The following is a 16294-nucleotide window of genomic DNA, read 5'->3' as shown; positions in this document are numbered from 1 at the left end:
GTGCTCGGCTCGGGCGCGCGCGCCGCCGTCGGCCGGTTCTGGGCGCCGGTCGCCGTCCGCCTGGCGCGCGCCGGGGTGACCCCGGACATGGTCACCGTCACCGGCACGGTCGGCGCGATCGCCGCGGCGGTGACGCTGATCGCGCACGGCGTGCTGTTCTGGGGCGCTTTCACCGTCACGCTGTTCGTGCTGCTCGACATGCTCGACGGCGCCCTGGCCCGCGCCCGCGGCGGCGGGTCGGCGTTCGGCGCGGTGCTCGACTCCACCTGCGACCGCGCCGTCGACGCCGCCGTCTTCGGGGCGCTGGTGTGGTGGTACACCGGCGCCGGCGACGACCGGCTGCTCGCGCTGCTGGCCCTCGTCGGGCTGACCCTCGGCGTGCTCACCAGCTACATCAAGGCGCGCGCCGAGGGCGTCGGGATCCCGTGCGACGTCGGCCTGGTCGAGCGCACCGAGCGGCTGATCCTCGTGCTCACCGGCACCGGGTTCACCGGGCTGGGCATCCCGTACGCCGTCGACGTCGGGCTGTGGCTGCTCGTCGTCGGCGGGGTGGTGACCGTGGGCCAGCGGGTCGTGGCCGTGCACCGCGGCGCCCGCGGCCGCGCGCTGACCCCCACCGCCCCGGCTCCGTGACCGGCCTGCGCGCCCGGGTCGCCTCGCGCGCCGCCGACCTCGGCTACGCCGCCGGGTGGACGGCGGTGCAGCGGCTGCCCGAGCCGGTGGCCCGGGGCGCCTTCGACGCCGGTGGCCGGGTGGCCGCCCGGCGCGACGGCCGGGGCGTGCGGCAGCTGCGGGCCAACCTGCGGGTGGCCACCGGCGGCAAGCTGGACGACGCCGAGCTCGACGCGCTCACCGGGCGGGCGCTGCGGTCCTACGCGCGCTACTGGCAGGAGGCGTTCCGGCTGCCGCGGCTGCCCGGCGCACGGATCGTGGCCGGCACCACGCACTCCGGCGTGGAGCACCTCCAGCGGGCCCGGGACGCCGGCCGCGGCGTCGTCATCGCCCTGCCGCACAGCGGCAACTGGGACGCCGCCGGCGTGTGGCTGGTCGACTGGCTGGGCGGGCCGTTCACGACCGTGGCCGAGCGCCTGCGCCCGGAGTCGCTCTACCGGCGGTTCCTCGAGTACCGGGAGTCCCTCGGCATCCGGGTGCTGCCGCTGACCGGGGGTGAGCGGCCCAGCTCCGCGGTGCTCCGCGAGGAGCTCGCCGCCGGGGGCTTCACCTGCCTGCTCACCGACCGCGACCTCGGCCCCGGCGGTGTCCCGGTCGAGTTCTTCGGCCGGCCGACGACGATGCCCGCCGGCCCGGCCCTGCTCGCCGCGCAGACCGGCGCGGCCCTGCACCCGGCGGTCTGCCGGTTCACCGACCGCGGCTGGGAGTTCGCCGTCTTCCCGGAGGTGCGCGTCGACGGGCCCGGGCGGCTGCGCGACCGGGTCGGGGCGGGCATGCAGGGCGTGGCCGACGCCTTCACCGACGCCCTCGCGGTGGCCCCGGAGGACTGGCACGTGCTCGGCCGGATCTGGGCCGACGTCCCGCCCGACCCGCCGGCCGCGAGGCGGCGCTGATGCGGATCGGTCTCGTCTGCCCCTACCAGTGGGACGTGCCCGGCGGGGTGCAGTACCACGTGCGCGACCTCGCCGAGACCCTGCGCGGGCTCGGCCACTCCGTCGAGGTGCTCACCCCCGCGGAGCACGAGGAGTCGCTGACCGACCCCTGGCTCACCTGGGCCGGGCGGACGGTGCCGATCCCGTACAACGGCTCGATGGCCAGCGTGCAGTTCGGCCCGGTCTCGGCCGCCCGGGTGCGCCGGTGGCTGCGCGAGGGCCACTTCGACGTCGTCCACGTGCACGACCCGGCGCCGCCGTCGATCGGCCTGCTGGTCTGCATGATCGCGACCGGGCCGATCGTGGCGACGTTCCACGCCGCCACGGTGCGGTCGAAGTGGCTGGCCGCGTGGGGGCCGGTGGTCCGGCCGTGGCTGGAGAAGATCAGCGGCCGCATCGCGGTGTCGGACTTCGCCCGCCGCGTGCAGGTCGAGCACCTCGGCGGCGACGCGGTGATCATCCCGAACGGCGTGCACGTGCCGTTCTTCGCCGAGGGGCCGACGCTGCCGGGCGCCGCGCGCGGCGTCGACGGCCCGACCATCGGCTTCCTCGGCCGCTACGACGAGCCGCGCAAGGGCCTGCCGGTGCTGCTGGAGGCCATGCGCGCCGTGGTGGCCGAGCACCCCGGCGCGCGGCTGCTCATCGCCGGGCGCGGCGACCCCGACGCGCTGCGGGAGGCCGTGGGGGAGGACCTGCGCCCCTCGGTCGCGCTGCTCGGCGAGCTCTCCGAGGCCGACAAGGCGGCGTTCCTGCGCTCGGTCGACGTCTACTGCGCGCCGAACCTGCTGGGGGAGAGCTTCGGCGTCGTGCTCATCGAGGCGATGGCCGCCGGCGCGCCCATCGTGGCCAGCGACCTCGACGCGTTCGCGCGGGTGCTCGAGGACGGCGACGCCGGCGTCCTGGTGCGCCGCGGCGACGCGCCGGCGCTGGCCCGCGAGCTGTCGGCGCTGCTGCGGGACCCGGACCGCCGGCGGGCGCTGTCGGCCGCCGGCCGGGAGGCCGCGGCCGCCTACGACTGGCAGGTCGTCGCCCGCCGCGTGCTCGCCGTCTACGAGACCGTCGCCGCGCCCGGGGCCGGCGAGGTGACCGCCGCCGACGACGCCGGGCTGGCCGCCGCCACCGGGTCACCGGGCACCCCGGACGGGGTGTTGCCGTCCCTGCTGCGGCGCGTGCGCCGCTAGCGTGGGCGTCCGTGACGCCCGACGCCTGGTTGCTCCTCGCCGCGGGGGTCGTCGCGCTGCTGCTGGCGTGGACCGCCTGGACGCTCACCCGCCTGCGCCGCCTGGAGGCCCGCGTGGCCCGCACCTGGGCCGTGCTCGACGACCGGCTCCGGCAGCGCGCCGACCTGGCCGGCGACCTCGCCTCGGAGCACTCCGCCGCGCTCGGTGAGGAGCGGGCCGGCCGGCTCAAGACCGCCGCCCACGACGCCCGCCACCCGCTCACGGGCGACCGCGAGCTGGCCGAGAACGCCCTCGGCCGCGAGGTGCGGGCGCTGCCGCCCGAGGTCCCCGGCGTGCCGGCGGCGCGGCTGGCGGCCCTCGCCGAGGCCGACGGGCGGATGGCGCTGGCCCGGCGCTTCTACAACGACGCCGTCCGCGACACCCACCTGCTCCGCCAGCGCCGGGTGCCCAGGCTGCTGCGGCTGCACGCCGACCGCCCGCTGCCCCGCTTCTTCGACGTCGAGGACGGCCTCGACGCCGTCCCGCTCGGCGCCGGCACGCCCCGCGGCTGACCCGCCGCCGCGTCCCGCCCGCCTCCCGGCGGCCGCCCGCCACCCGCGGCCGGGACGGCGCCCGCGGCGCGCTCGGTAGGATCGACGGGTCCGCCCGCGCTCCGGTGCCGGGCGCCGGGACGAGGGAGGACAGCCGTGAGCGGCCATTCCAAGTGGGCGACCACCAAGCACAAGAAGGCCGCGATCGACGCCAAGCGCGGCAAGCTGTTCGCCAAGCTGATCAAGAACATCGAGGTGGCGGCCCGCACCGGCGGCGGTGACCCGGCCGGCAACCCGACGCTCTACGACGCCATCCAGAAGGCGAAGAAGTCGTCGGTCCCCAACGACAACATCGACCGCGCGGTCAAGCGCGGGTCCGGTGCCGAGGCCGGCGGCGTCGAGTACCTGAACATCACCTACGAGGGCTACGCGGCCGGCGGTGTCGCGGTGCTCATCGAGTGCCTCACCGACAACAAGAACCGGTCGGCCTCCGAGGTGCGCACCGCGATGACCCGCAACGGCGGCTCGATGGCCGACCCGGGCTCGGTGTCCTACCTGTTCACGCGCAAGGGCGTCATCGTCGTGCCGCAGGCCGACGGCGTCGACGAGGACACCGTGCTCATGGCCGTCCTCGACGCCGGCGCCGAGGAGGTGCGCGACCTCGGCGACACCTTCGAGGTCGTCTGCGAGCCCACCGACCTCGTCGCGGTCCGCACCGCGCTGCAGGACGCCGGCATCGACTACGACTCCGCCGAGGCCGGCTTCGTGCCCAGCGTGACCGTCGAGCTCGACGAGGAGGGCGCCGGCAAGGTGTTCCGTCTCATCGACGCGCTCGAGGACTGCGACGACGTGCAGAACGTGTACGCCAATTACGACGTCCCCGACGAGGTCCTCGCCAACGTCGGATGAGGCCGGGCGGTCCCGCCCGTCCCACCCGCCCCGGACACCCCGGCGCTGACGGCGCCCGGGCCCCGCGGGGCCGGAGCATGGGTCCGACGCGCCGCGCCGGGCGGCGTCTGGGGGACGCGGGGACCAGGTGGCCGGAGCGAGCGCACGCGCCGCGCGCGTGCTCACCGTCCTGCTGCTGTCGGCCGGGGTGCTCGGCGGGATCGCCCCGCCGGAGCCGGTCGTCGCCGCGACCCGGGCCTCCGCCGTGCTGCTCCCCGCCGACCTCCCCGCCGACACCGCGCCCGAGCCGGTGGGGCGGCGGCCGGCGGTGGGGCAGGTGGCCCGCATGACCGCCGTCCCGCAGCCGGCGGCCGCGCCGTCCGCGGAGCCCGCCGGGTCGGCCGAGCCCGTCCCCGGGCCGGCCGCCCCGCCCGCCGAGGAGCCCGCGCCACCGGTGCCCGGCGTCCTCCCGCTCGACGTCGACGCCGGCGGGTCGGCGCAGGTGGTCACCGTGGTCGCCGCCTCGGCCGGCGCCACCACCGCCGAGCTCACCGCCTGGGAGCTCGGCGAGACCGGCTGGACGGCGGTGCTCGGCCCGTGGCCGGCCCGGGTCGGGTCCGCCGGGATCGGCGCCGCCCGCGAGGGCTCCACCCGCACGCCGGCGGGCACCTTCGCCCTGCCCGAGGCGTTCGGCCGCGCGGCCGACCCCGGCAGCGGCCTCCCCTACCGGCAGGTCGACGCCGAGGACTGGTGGGTCTCCGACGTCGCCAGCCCGCTGTACAACCGGCACGCGCGCTGCGCCGCCGGCACCTGCCCGTTCGACGAGCGGGCGGGGGAGAACCTGCTGGCCGCCGGCGCCGTCTACGACCACGCCGTCGTCATCGGCTACAACAGCGGCGGGACGCCGGGCGCGGGCTCGGCGTTCTTCCTGCACGTGACGAACGGCGCGCCCACCGCGGGCTGCGTGGCGGTCGAACGGGGGCGGCTGCAGACGCTGATGCGGTGGCTCGACCCCGCGGCCGGCCCGCTGGTGGCGATCGGCGTCGCCTGAGCGGGAGCCCGGGCCCGGGCCGTCGCCGCACGCGGCGCACGCCGCGTGTTGCGCCGGGGCGCCGTCGTCGGGGACCGTTACGGTGGGCGTCGAACAGGCGTTCGGAGGAAGGGGGCGGGCATGCGCGTGCTCGGCATCGACCCGGGGCTCACCCGGTGCGGGTGGGGCGTGGTCGACGGCCGGCCCGGCGCCCGCCCGGCCGCCGTCGGGGTGGGCGTGATCCGCAGCTCCGCCGACCTCGACCTGGAGCTGCGGCTGCTGGAGCTGCACACCCAGGTGACGGCGCTGCTGCGCGAGCACCGGCCCGACGTCGTGGCCATCGAGCGCGTGTTCACCCAGAACAACAAGGGCACCGCCACCGGCACGGCGCAGGCCGCCGGCGTGGCGGCCCTCGCCGCGGCGCAGGCCGACCGCCCGGTCGCCTGGCACACGCCGAGCGAGGTCAAGGCGGCCATCTCCGGCAACGGCCGCGCGGACAAGGAGCAGGTCACCCTCATGGTCACCCGGGTGCTCGGCCTCGCGGCCGCCCCCAAGCCGGCCGACGCCGCCGACGCGCTCGCGCTGGCCGTCTGCCACGTGTGGCGCGGCCCGGCGCAGCAGCGGCTCCGGGTCGCCGCGATCGCCGGCGGCATCGGCGCGCCGGTCGTGCAGCGCACGCTGCCGCGCTGGCAGGGGGTGTCCCGGTGATCGCCAGCGTCCACGGCCGGGTCGCTGCCGTCGGGCCCGACGGCGCGGTGGTGGAGGTCGGCGGCGTCGGCCTCTCGGTGCAGTGCACGCCCGGCACCATCGCCCGGCTCACGGTCGGCGAGCAGGCGCGGCTGGCCACCAGCCTCGTCGTCCGCGAGGACTCCCTGACCCTCTACGGCTTCGCCGACGACGACGAGCGCTCGCTGTTCGAGCTGCTGCAGACGGCCAACGGCGTCGGCCCGCGGCTGGCGCAGGCGGTGCTGGCCATCCACCCGCCGCGCGAGGTCCGCCGCGCCGTCTCCATGGCCGACGTCAAGGCGCTCATGCAGGTGCCCGGCATCGGCAAGAAGGGCGCCGAGCGGCTGATCCTCGAGCTGCGCGACCGGCTGGGCACCACGACCACCGACACGCAGCTCGACGGCGCGCCGGCCGCCGCGGGCTCGCCGATCACCCCGGTGGCGCCGTGGCGCGACCAGCTGTCCTCGGCGCTGGTCGGGCTCGGCTGGTCCACCCGCGAGGCCGACACCGCGCTCACCGCCCTGGCGCCGGTCGCCGACGAGCAGCTCACCACCACCGGCCGGGTCGACGTCGGGTCGCTGCTGCGGCAGGCCCTCCAGCTGCTGGGCCGGTCATGAGTGCGCCGTTCGACCGGTCGCTGACCGGGGAGGTGGAGTCGGGCATCAGCCGCGACTTCGCCGTCTCCCCGCAGGCCGGCGATGAGGAGCGGGTGGTCGAGTCGGCGCTGCGGCCGCACTCGCTGACCGACTTCATCGGCCAGCCCAAGGTCGCCCGCCAGCTCGCGCTCGTGCTCGAGGGCGCCAAGCGCCGGGGCCGGCCGCCGGACCACGTGCTGCTGTCGGGCCCGCCCGGCCTCGGCAAGACCAGCCTCGCGCTCATCATCGGCTCCGAGCTCGGCACCGCCGTGAAGATCACCAGCGGCCCGGCGATCGAGCGCTCCGGCGACCTCGCGGCGATGCTGTCCAACCTCGGTCCCGGCGACGTGCTGTTCATCGACGAGATCCACCGCATCGCGCGGCCCGCCGAGGAACTGCTGTACATGGCGATGGAGGACTTCCGCGTCGACGTCGTCGTCGGCAAGGGGCCCGGCGCCACCGCCATCCCGCTCGAGATCAACCCCTTCACCCTCGTCGGCGCCACCACCCGCGCCGGCCTGCTCACCGGGCCGCTGCGCGACCGGTTCGGCTTCGTCGGACAGATGGAGTTCTACGAGCCGGCCGAGCTCCAGCAGGTGCTCGCCCGCAGCGCCGACCTGCTCGGGGTCGAGCTCACCGACGACGGGTCGGCCGAGATCGCCCGGCGCTCCCGCGGCACACCCCGCATCGCCAACCGGTTGCTGCGCCGGGTGCGCGACTACGCCGAGGTGGAGGCCGACGGCCGGGTCACCCGCGCCGTCGCCCGCGCGGCGCTGGCGCTCTACGACGTCGACGAGCTCGGCCTCGACCGGCTCGACCGCGAGGTGCTCGAGGCGCTGGTCGGGAAGTTCCACGGCGGCCCGGTGGGCGTCAGCACGCTCGCGGTCGCCGTGGGGGAGGAGCCGCACACCGTCGAGGAGGTCTGCGAGCCGTTCCTCGTGCGCGCCGGCCTGCTCGCCCGCACCCCGCGCGGGCGGGTGGCCACCGAGGCGGCCTGGCGCCACCTCGGCCGGCCGGTGCCGCGCGGCGGGATCCCCCTCGGCGGTGTCACAGCCGTCCCGCGTGACCCGGGTTCGTCGTCGGAACCGCTCTTCGACGCCTAGACTCATCGGCGCTGGCGCGCAAGTCGGCCCCTCGCCGGGCCGCACGGGTCCCGGCTCCGCGACCCGGTGTCGGCGGGGGCCGGCCCGCGCGCCACGGCCGACGTACCCGAGCGGTCCCGACCCGGACCGCACCGACCGCGTGCACGCGAGCGCGGAAGAGAGGCACCCCCGCCGTGGAACTGTTCCCCCTGCTCCTGCTCGTGCTGGCCTTCGTGGCGCTGGTGGTGCTGCCCGCCCGTGCCCGCAAGCGCCAGCAGAACCAGACGCAGTCGGCGCTGGCGATCGGCGTGCCGGTGACGATGGCCGGCGGCGTGTACGCCACCGTGGCCGGTCTCGACGACCCGGCCACCATCCAGGTCGAGGTGGCCCCCGGCGTGGTCGTCACCTACGCGCGCCAGGCGGTCATCCAGGTGCGCCAGCCCGCGGGTGCGGTGCCCGGCCCGCTGGCCACCGGCGAGACCGTCGTCGAGCCGGTGGAGGAGCCCCTCCGGGACGACCGTCCCGGTGACGGCCCCTCCGGCAAGACCCTCTGACGGGACGCCCGGTGGCCAACCGCGCCCTGCCGGCGCGCCGCTACTTCGGCGCGTTCGTCCTGATCGTGGCCGTCCTGTACGGCCTCATCTTCTTCACCGGCACCGACCGGACGCCGCAGCTCGGCCTCGACCTGCGCGGCGGCACCACGGTCACCCTGACCGCGCGCACGCCCGACGGGCAGGCGCCGGCCCCGGAGGACCTCGAGCTCGCCCGCCAGATCATCGAGCAGCGGGTGAACGGCATCGGCGTCGCCGAGGCCGAGGTGGTCACCGAGGGCGACACGAACATCGTCATCTCGGTGCCCGGTGACGACGGCGAGCAGGCGCGCGAGCTCGGCCAGACCGCGCAGCTGCGCTTCCGCCCGGTGATCGGCGCGCCCGAGCCCGCCGCCCCGGCCGAGACCAGCGACCCCGCGACGCCGTCGGACTCCGCGGCGCCGACCGACGGCGCGACCCCCAGCGACCCGGCGGCGCCCACGGACTCCGCTGCGCCCACCGACTCGGCGGCGCCCACCGACTCGGCGGCCCCGACCGACGGCGCCACGCCGACCGACGCCGTGTCGACCGGCAGCGGGTCGGCCCCGGCCACCGGCAGCGACGGCGCCGTCAGCGACCCCGCGCTCGACCCGGACCGCCCCGCCGTCACGCAGGAGGAGGCCGCGGCGCAGTTCGCCACGCTGACCTGCTCGGCGGAGGACACCCGCAGCGAGATCGCGCGCCCCGACGACTTCGTCGCGGCCTGCAGCGAGGACGGCACGACCAAGTACCTGCTCGGCCCCACGATCATCGAGGGCACCGAGATCGCCGACGCCAGCGCCGGCACGCAGCAGACCACCGGCGAGTGGGTCGTGCTGCTGGACTTCAACGGCGAGGGCCGGTCCACCTGGGCCGAGTACACCGCCGCGAACGTCGGCAGCAACGTCGCCTTCACCCTCGACGGCCGCGTCGTCTCGGCGCCCACCATCCAGGGCGCCATCAACGGCCAGACCACCATCACCGGCCAGTTCGACCAGGCCAGCGCCGAGGAGCTGGCCAACCAGCTGCGCTACGGCGCCCTCCCGCTGACCTTCGAGCAGGCCACCGCCCAGTCGATCTCCACCGAGCTCGGCGCCGAGCAGCTGCGGGCCGGCCTCATCGCCGGCGCCATCGGCATCGCGCTCGTGTTCGTCTACGCGCTGGTCTACTACCGGCTGCTCGGCCTGGTGATGATCGCCAGCCTGCTGCTGTCGGCGGTCGTGGTCTACGCGAGCCTGGTGCTGCTTGGCCGCGAGATCGGCTTCACGCTGAGCCTCGCCGGCATCGCCGGGTTCATCGTCTCGATCGGCATCACGGCCGACTCGTTCGTCGTCTACTTCGAGCGCCTCAAGGACGAGATCCGCGAGGGCCGCAGCCTGCGGTCGGCGGTGCCGCGCGCCTGGGTGCGCGCCCGCCGCACCATCCTGTCGGCCGACGCGGTGAGCTTCCTCGCCGCGGCGATCCTCTACTGGCTGGCCATCGGCGACGTGAAGGGCTTCGCGTTCACCCTGGGTCTGTCCACGGTGCTCGACCTCGTCGTCGTCTTCCTCTTCACCCACCCGCTGATGGCGGTGCTCGCGCGGTTCAAGGCGTTCGGGCAGAGCCGGTTCTCCGGCCTCGGCCGCGTCGACCGCTCGCGCCGCGCCACCGACCCGATGGCCGCCGCCGAGCGGCAGCTCGTCGGCGCCGGCAGTGGCGGGCGCGCCACCCAGGACAGGAGCCAGGCATGAGCCGCGAGCAGGACCGGCCCGACGAGGAGCTCCCCGTCGGCACCGAGGCCGACGAGGCGCGCGCGGCCGACGCCGACGCCGCCGGTGACGCCGCCGCGGCCGCCGACGACGACGCGCTGGCCGACGCCGGCCTGCCCGCCGAGGGGGAGACCGGCACCCGCCGGGCGCCGCACCGCGCCTCGCTGGCGCACCGCCTCTACAACGGCGAGGCGGGGCTCGACGTCGTCGGCCGCAGCCGGCTGATCTACAAGGTCACCGCGGTGGTCGTGCTGGTCTGCATCGCGTCGATGCTGTTCCGCGGCTTCAACTTCGGCATCGACTTCGCCGGCGGCAACAGCTTCCGGCTGACCGGCGAGGCGGCGCAGCTGGAGCAGGTCCGCGAGGCCGCCACCGACGCCGGCGCCGACGTCGCCTCCGCGCAGGTGGTCGGCGGCAACACGATCCTGCTGCGCACCGGCGCCCTCGACAACGCCGCCGAGCGCGACGTCATCGAGGCCGTCGCCGACGCCGCCGGCCTGGACCCCGCGCAGGTCAGCCCCGAGTCGGTGAGCGCCGAGTGGGGCCAGGACATCACCGACCAGGCGCTGCTGGCCCTCGCGGTGTTCCTGGTCGCGGTGATCGCCTTCCTGGCCATCCGGTTCCAGCCGAAGATGGCGGTCGGCGCGATCGTCGCGCTCCTGCACGACCTCGTGGTCACCGCCGGCGTCTACGCGTTGGTCGGCTTCGAGGTCACCCCGTCGACGGTCATCGGCCTGCTGACGATCCTCGGGTTCTCCCTCTACGACACCGTCGTCGTCTTCGACAAGGTCGACGAGAACACCCGCGACCTGTCCGGCAGTGCCCGCATGACCTGGGGCGAGGCGGCCAACCTGGCCGTCAACCAGACGCTCATGCGCTCGATCAACACCTCGGTGATCGCGCTGCTGCCGGTGGCGGGCCTGCTGTTCGTCGGCGCCGGGCTGCTCGGGGTCGGCACGCTCAAGGACCTCGCGCTGGTGCTGTTCGTCGGCCTCGCCGCGGGCGCCTACTCGTCGATCTTCCTGGCCACCCCGATCGTCGCCGACCTCAAGGAGCGCGAGCCCGAGGTGCAGGCGCTGCGCCGCCGGGTGCTCGCGCGCCGGTCGGCCGCCGCGCGCCAGGGCGGCGGCCGCGCCGCGGCCGGCCCGGTCGCCAGCGCCCGCCGCAACCGCTCCGCCGCCCGCGGCGGGGGAGTGGCGCTCGCCGAGCGGGACGCCGGCACGCTCGGGCCCGCGCAGGCCGACGTCGTCGTCGAGTCGCCGTCGTCGGTGGGCCCGGAGGCGCCCCGCCGGAGCGTGCCGCACGGCGCCACGGCCGCCCCGCGGCCCGGCCAGCGCCCGCAGCGGCCGGGGTCCCGCCCCGGCGGCGGCAAGAAGCGCCGGTGACCGGCCGGCCGGTCCCGGCCGCGGAGGCGCCGGTCGACGAGGTCATCGCCGCCCTCGCCGTCGACGTCCCCGACTTCCCGACCCCGGGCGTGCTGTTCCGGGACCTGACGCCGGTGTTCGCCGACGGCCCGGCCTTCCGCCGGATCGTCGAGGGCCTGGCGTCCCCGGCGCTGGAGGACCCGCGGGCCGCCGCCGTCGCGCACGCCGACGACGGCGTCCCGGGCGACCCGGGCTTCGACGTCGTGGTCGGCGTCGAGGCACGCGGGTTCCTGCTGGCCGCCGCGGTGGCGCTGCACGCTGGCGTCGGCGTCGTGCCGGTGCGCAAGGCCGGCAAGCTGCCACGCGAGCGGGTCGCCGCCGACTACGCCCTCGAGTACGGCACCGCGAGCATCGAGATGCACACCGACTCGCTGCACCCGGGCCAGCGGGTGCTGCTGGTCGACGACGTGCTCGCCACCGGCGGGACGCTCGCGGCGTCGGTCGCCCTGGTCGAGGAGCTCGGCGCCGTGGTCACCGCGGTCTCGGTCGTGGTGGAGCTCGCCGCGCTCGGCGGCCGCGACCGGCTCGCCCCGCACGCCGTGCACGCCCTCTGGACCACCTGAGGGTCACGACTCGGGCCCGCCCGGCCGGTTCCCCGGCCGGGCGCGGCTAGCATGGGAGGGGAGGTCCTCCCCCCGAAGGCAGGAGTCCGCCGTGGCCCCCGACGCGCCCGCCACCAACGTGGCTGCCGCGCGGCCCGGGGAGGCCGGCGGGACGGTGCCGGAGGAGCAGCGCGCGCCGCTGCCGGCCCGCCCGGTGGTCCGCCGCCCCGACGACGTGGGCAGCGAGCCACCCGAGGAGGGCGCCGCCCCGCGCCCGCGCCGGGTGCGCGACCGGCTGGCCCGCCGGATCGTCGCCGGGCAGCGCAGCGAGGTCCGCCCGGTGCTCGAGCCGCTGGCCGCGCTGCACCGGCAGAGCCACCCGAAGGCCGACCTCGCTCTGCTGCAGCGGGCCTACGACGTCGCCGAGGCCGCGCACGCCACCCAGAAGCGCAAGAGCGGCGACCCGTACATCACCCACCCGCTCGCCGTCGCCACCGTGCTGGCGGGCCTCGGGATGGACACCACCACGCTCGTGGCGGCGCTGCTGCACGACACGGTGGAGGACACCGGCAAGACCCTCGAGGCGATCAGCGCCGACTTCGGCCCCGAGGTGGCGCACCTCGTCGACGGCGTCACGAAGATCGACAAGGTCAAGCTCGGCGACGCCGCCCAGGCCGAGACGATCCGCAAGATGATCGTCGCGATGGCCCGCGACCCGCGGGTGCTGGTCATCAAGCTCGCCGACCGGCTGCACAACATGCGCACGCTGCGCTTCCTCCCGCCGGAGAAGCAGGAGAAGAAGGCGCGCGAGACGCTGGAGATCCTCGCCCCGCTGGCCCACCGGCTGGGCATGAACACCATCAAGTGGGAGCTCGAGGACCTCGCGTTCGCCACGCTGTACCCCAAGCGCTACGACGAGATCGTCCGGCTGGTGGCCGAGCGCGCGCCCTCGCGCGACACCTACCTGGCCGAGGTCACCTCGTCGGTCACCGAGCAGCTCAAGGCGGCGAAGATCGAGGCCGTCGTCACCGGCCGGCCCAAGCACTACTACTCGATCTACCAGAAGATGATCGTCCGCGGCCGGGACTTCACCGACATCTGGGACCTCGTCGGCATCCGGATCCTGGTCGACACCGTCCGCGACTGCTACGCGGCGCTCGGCATCATGCACGCGCACTGGCAGCCGGTGCCGGGCCGCTTCAAGGACTTCGTCGCGATGCCGAAGTTCAACATGTACCAGTCGCTGCACACGACGGTGATCGGCCCGCAGGGCAAGCCGGTCGAGCTGCAGATCCGCACGCACGACATGCACCGCACCGCCGAGTACGGCATCGCCGCGCACTGGAAGTACAAGGAGAAGGCCCGCTCCGGCGGCCGCCCCGGGCCCGGGGAGTTCGGCGCCACCAAGGCCGGCTCGCCCGACGACATGCTGTGGCTGCGCCAGCTGCTCGACTGGCAGCGGGAGGCCCAGGAGCCCGGCGAGTTCCTCGAGACCCTGCGCTACGACCTCGGTCCGCAGGAGGTCTTCGTCTTCACGCCGAAGGGCGACGTCGTCAGCCTGCCCGGCGGTGCGACACCGGTGGACTTCGCCTACGCGGTGCACACCGAGGTCGGGCACCGCTGCATCGGCGCCCGGGTCAACGGCACGCTCGTCAGCCTCGACAGCACGCTGAGCAACGGCGACGTCGTCGAGATCTTCACCTCCCGCTCGCCCACGGCCGGCCCGTCGAAGGACTGGCTGGGCTTCGTCGGCTCCTCCCGCGCCCGGACCAAGATCCGGCAGTGGTTCACCAAGGAGCGCCGCGACGACGCCGTCGAGGCCGGCAAGGAGGCGCTGACCCGCGCCATGCGCAAGGCCGGCCTCCCGCTGCAGCGGCTGCTCGGCGGCGACGCGCTGGCCACGCTGGCCAAGGACCTGCGCCTGGCCGACGTCACCGCGCTCTACGCCGCGGTGGGGGAGAACCAGATGTCGGCGGCCTCGGTCGTCGAGAAGCTGATCGCCGCGCTCGGGGGCGCGGAGGGCGCGGCCGAGGACATCGCCGAGACCGCGATCCCCACCCGCCGGCCGCTGCACCGCCGCACCGCCGGCGACCCGGGCATCGTCGTCCACGGGATGAGCGACGTCTGGGCCAAGCTCGCCAAGTGCTGCACCCCGGTGCCCGGCGACGACGTCCTGGGCTTCGTCACCCGCGGCGGCGGCGTGAGCGTGCACCGCACCGACTGCACCAACGCCGCCGACCTGCGGCGCAAGAGCGAGCGGCTGGTCGAGGTCGAGTGGGCCAGCCAGCCCGGCTCGGTGTTCCTCGTCTCCATCCAGGTGGAGGCGCTCGACCGGCACCGGCTGCTCTCCGACGTCACCAAGGCGCTGGCCGACGAGCGGGTCAACATCCTGTCGGCGTCGGTGCAGACCAGCCGCGACCGGGTGGCGGTCAGCCGGTTCACCTTCGAGCTGGCCGACCCCGCCCACCTCGGCGCGGTGCTGCAGACGGTACGCAACGTCGAGGGCGTCTTCGACGTCGAGCGGGTGACCGCCTAGCGCACGTCCCGGCGGGGGCGGCGCGGCAGCACGAACTCCACCCGGGCCGGCAGGTCCGGGCGGCCCAGGGCCTGCCGGGCGTGCGCCACGGCGCCCTGGACCACCCGCGGGTGCAGCTCGCCGGGGCCGACGCGGCCGTCGAGGGTGACGGTGAGCGCCAGCGCCGGGGCGGTGGCGGCGCCGGAGAGCGCCGCGCGCGCCCGGGCGACGCCGCGGTAGCCCTCGACCTCGTCCTCGACCGCGCCGGTGAGCGCGGCGGCGTCGAGGTCGGTGTGGCCGCGCCGCGGGTCGCGGGACAGCGGCAGCGCGGAGACGCGGTCGCTGCGGGCCTGGGCGAGCAGCCACCACAGGGACAGCAGCGCGACCAGCCCGGCGCCGACCGCCACGACCGGCCAGTACCAGCCGTGCGCCTCGGCGAAGCGCGACACCGACCCGTCGAGCACCGGCCGGTCGGCGACCCCGCCGCCGAACGCGCCCGAACCGGCGGCCAGCGCGGCGCCGCCGGCACCGGCGAGCAGCAGGCCCACCAGTGCGAGCACCAGCCGGTTGGCGCGGACGACGCCGCGGGCGCGGGTGCGGGGCCGCAGCGCCGCCGGGCCGGCAGGCGGGCCGCCGGACGCCGGGGCGGGGACGGTAGGGGCGGTCGGGGTGGGGGCGGTCGGTGTCACCGGACCTCCTGGCGGGTGCGGACGCGCAGCCGCGGGGCCGCGCGCAGGGACAGGGCGTCGAGGGCGGCCGACGCGGCGGACTGCGCCTCGCGGCCGATCCGGGTGGCCTCCTCGCCGTCGCGCACGGGGACGTGCACCGACAGCCGGGCCCGCCGGCGGCGGACCCGCGCCGAGGCGCGCTCGACCCCGGGGACGCCGGTGGCGGCCGACTCGAGCACGCGGGCGAGGCTGCGGACCGAGAGCGTGGCGGTGGTGGCGGGGTCGTCGCCGGTCAGCACCAGATCGGTGCGGCGGCGCGGCGCGAGCTCGGCGACCAGCAGTGCCAGGCCGAGCACGGCGAGCCCGGCGGCGACCGCCAGCGCGGCGGCCGACGACCACGGCGTCTCGCGCAGCCACGCGGCGACGGGGGAGTACGGCAGCGCCACGGGCGGGCGGCCGAGCCCGGCGGCGACCACCTCGACGACGACGAGCACGCCGAGGACGAGGCCGCCGGCGGCGAGCAGGACGGCGAGGACCCGGTCGAGGGTGCGCACGGTCAGCTCACCCGCCGATCGCGGTCGGCCGCGCCGGTCAGCGCGGTGACGCGCACGTCGACGCCGGCGGTGCGGACCCCGGCCAGCGTGGCCAGCCGCTCCTCCACGTGCCGGCGCACCTGCTCGGTCACCTGCAGCACCGGCGCCGGCCAGGAGACCGACATGGTCACGGCGACGGTGGCCACCGGCCAGTCCACCCGGGCACTGACCTGCGGGCGGTCGTCGGCGCCGCCGACGGCGATCCCGAGCACCCGGCGGGGTGCGCCGGTGGCCCGGTCGACCTCCGCCGCGGCCTGGGCGGCGATCCGCTCGACGGCGCGGTCGGCGACGGTCAGCCGCCCGCGGGCGGCGGGATCGGGGAGGGCGGCTCCGGGGAGGTCACCGGGCGGTGCGGGGGCGCTCACCGGCGTCCCCCGCTCCCGCTCAGGTAGCCGGACAGGTCGATCCGGCCCTCGACCACCTGGCCGACGAGGAAGCCCGCCGCGCCGAGGACGGCGACGAGCAGGAAGGCGACGAAGCCGCCGAAGGCGGCCGCGAGGCCGAGGACGAGGCCGACCAGCAGGCCGGCGAGGCTGGGACGCATGGACTTCTCCTGGGA

At 76.5% G+C, this 16294-nt stretch carries 18 protein-coding genes; 14 read left to right on the top strand and 4 right to left on the bottom strand.

Annotation, left to right across the window (positions count from 1 at the left end; translation table 11 throughout):
- The 14 genes from pgsA (at nucleotide 1) to BUE37_RS21930 (ending at nucleotide 14495) form a co-directional block, all read left to right on the top strand.
- Entirely contained in the window at nucleotides 1-633 is a 633-nt protein-coding gene (gene pgsA, locus BUE37_RS21995; protein ID WP_073422586.1) for a phosphatidylinositol phosphate synthase, read from the top strand.
- Nucleotides 630-1565, top strand: coding sequence for a phosphatidylinositol mannoside acyltransferase (locus tag BUE37_RS21990; protein WP_083629015.1), 936 nt, complete (start codon nucleotides 630-632; stop codon nucleotides 1563-1565). The genes pgsA and BUE37_RS21990 overlap by 4 nt, the downstream gene beginning before the upstream one ends.
- A complete protein-coding gene (locus tag BUE37_RS21985) occupies nucleotides 1565-2785 on the top strand; it encodes a glycosyltransferase family 4 protein (protein WP_083629014.1) in 1221 nt (406 codons plus the stop codon). Before BUE37_RS21990 ends, BUE37_RS21985 begins: the two co-directional genes overlap by 1 nt.
- An 11-nt stretch (nucleotides 2786-2796) precedes the next feature.
- A complete protein-coding gene (locus BUE37_RS21980; RefSeq protein ID WP_073422585.1) occupies nucleotides 2797-3336 on the top strand; it encodes a LemA family protein in 540 nt (179 codons plus the stop codon).
- Nucleotides 3337-3471: 135 nt separating this feature from the next.
- The gene (locus BUE37_RS21975) at nucleotides 3472-4224 is read left to right on the top strand and encodes a YebC/PmpR family DNA-binding transcriptional regulator (protein ID WP_073422584.1); all 753 of its coding nucleotides are present in this window, start codon (nucleotides 3472-3474) and stop codon (nucleotides 4222-4224) included.
- Between the two features lie 127 nt (nucleotides 4225-4351).
- Nucleotides 4352-5254, top strand: a complete 903-nt coding sequence (locus BUE37_RS21970; protein ID WP_139253097.1) for a L,D-transpeptidase family protein — start codon at nucleotides 4352-4354, stop codon at nucleotides 5252-5254.
- A 120-nt stretch (nucleotides 5255-5374) separates the two neighbouring features.
- Nucleotides 5375-5941: a crossover junction endodeoxyribonuclease RuvC gene (gene ruvC / locus BUE37_RS21965; RefSeq protein WP_073422583.1), complete on the top strand. Its 567-nt coding sequence runs from the start codon at nucleotides 5375-5377 to the stop codon at nucleotides 5939-5941.
- Complete coding sequence (gene ruvA / locus BUE37_RS21960; RefSeq protein WP_073422582.1) at nucleotides 5938-6576, top strand: Holliday junction branch migration protein RuvA; 639 nt, start codon at nucleotides 5938-5940, stop codon at nucleotides 6574-6576. Before ruvC ends, ruvA begins: the two co-directional genes overlap by 4 nt.
- Nucleotides 6573-7697 (top strand): Holliday junction branch migration DNA helicase RuvB, encoded by a 1125-nt coding sequence (gene ruvB / locus BUE37_RS21955; protein ID WP_073422581.1) that lies wholly within the window; start codon nucleotides 6573-6575, stop codon nucleotides 7695-7697. Before ruvA ends, ruvB begins: the two co-directional genes overlap by 4 nt.
- 173 nt (nucleotides 7698-7870) lie before the next feature.
- Nucleotides 7871-8230 (top strand): preprotein translocase subunit YajC, encoded by a 360-nt coding sequence (locus BUE37_RS21950; protein ID WP_083629013.1) that lies wholly within the window; start codon nucleotides 7871-7873, stop codon nucleotides 8228-8230.
- 11 nt (nucleotides 8231-8241) lie between these two features.
- On the top strand, nucleotides 8242-9975 hold the full coding sequence (secD, locus tag BUE37_RS21945; RefSeq protein WP_083629012.1) for a protein translocase subunit SecD: 1734 nt from the start codon (nucleotides 8242-8244) through the stop codon (nucleotides 9973-9975).
- The gene (gene secF / locus BUE37_RS21940; RefSeq protein WP_073422580.1) at nucleotides 9972-11378 is read left to right on the top strand and encodes a protein translocase subunit SecF; all 1407 of its coding nucleotides are present in this window, start codon (nucleotides 9972-9974) and stop codon (nucleotides 11376-11378) included. The genes secD and secF overlap by 4 nt, the downstream gene beginning before the upstream one ends.
- Nucleotides 11375-11980, top strand: a complete 606-nt coding sequence (locus tag BUE37_RS21935) for an adenine phosphoribosyltransferase (RefSeq protein WP_073422579.1) — start codon at nucleotides 11375-11377, stop codon at nucleotides 11978-11980. The genes secF and BUE37_RS21935 overlap by 4 nt, the downstream gene beginning before the upstream one ends.
- A 91-nt stretch (nucleotides 11981-12071) precedes the next feature.
- Nucleotides 12072-14495, top strand: coding sequence for a RelA/SpoT family protein (locus tag BUE37_RS21930; RefSeq protein WP_073422578.1), 2424 nt, complete (start codon nucleotides 12072-12074; stop codon nucleotides 14493-14495).
- Here BUE37_RS21930 and BUE37_RS21925 read toward each other — a convergent pair.
- The 4 genes from BUE37_RS21925 to BUE37_RS21910 are packed head-to-tail and all read right to left on the bottom strand — an operon-like array spanning nucleotide 14492 to nucleotide 16279.
- Nucleotides 14492-15163 (bottom strand): hypothetical protein, encoded by a 672-nt coding sequence (locus BUE37_RS21925; RefSeq protein WP_083629011.1) that lies wholly within the window; start codon nucleotides 15161-15163, stop codon nucleotides 14492-14494. The genes BUE37_RS21930 and BUE37_RS21925 overlap by 4 nt on opposite strands.
- Entirely contained in the window at nucleotides 15160-15696 is a 537-nt protein-coding gene (locus BUE37_RS21920; protein ID WP_073422577.1) for a DUF6286 domain-containing protein, read from the bottom strand. The genes BUE37_RS21925 and BUE37_RS21920 overlap by 4 nt, the downstream gene beginning before the upstream one ends.
- A 2-nt stretch (nucleotides 15697-15698) precedes the next feature.
- Nucleotides 15699-16100, bottom strand: coding sequence for an Asp23/Gls24 family envelope stress response protein (locus BUE37_RS21915; protein WP_073422576.1), 402 nt, complete (start codon nucleotides 16098-16100; stop codon nucleotides 15699-15701).
- Nucleotides 16097-16279: a DUF2273 domain-containing protein gene (locus BUE37_RS21910; protein ID WP_073422575.1), complete on the bottom strand. Its 183-nt coding sequence runs from the start codon at nucleotides 16277-16279 to the stop codon at nucleotides 16097-16099. The genes BUE37_RS21915 and BUE37_RS21910 overlap by 4 nt, the downstream gene beginning before the upstream one ends.
- Between the last annotated feature and the right edge of the window lie 15 nt (nucleotides 16280-16294).

The sequence above is a fragment of the Geodermatophilus nigrescens genome, assembly GCF_900129495.1.
GTDB lineage: Bacteria > Actinomycetota > Actinomycetes > Mycobacteriales > Geodermatophilaceae > Geodermatophilus > Geodermatophilus nigrescens.
The sequence above is the reverse complement of the archived record's forward strand: the minus strand, read 5'-3'. Positions and strand labels throughout refer to the sequence as shown.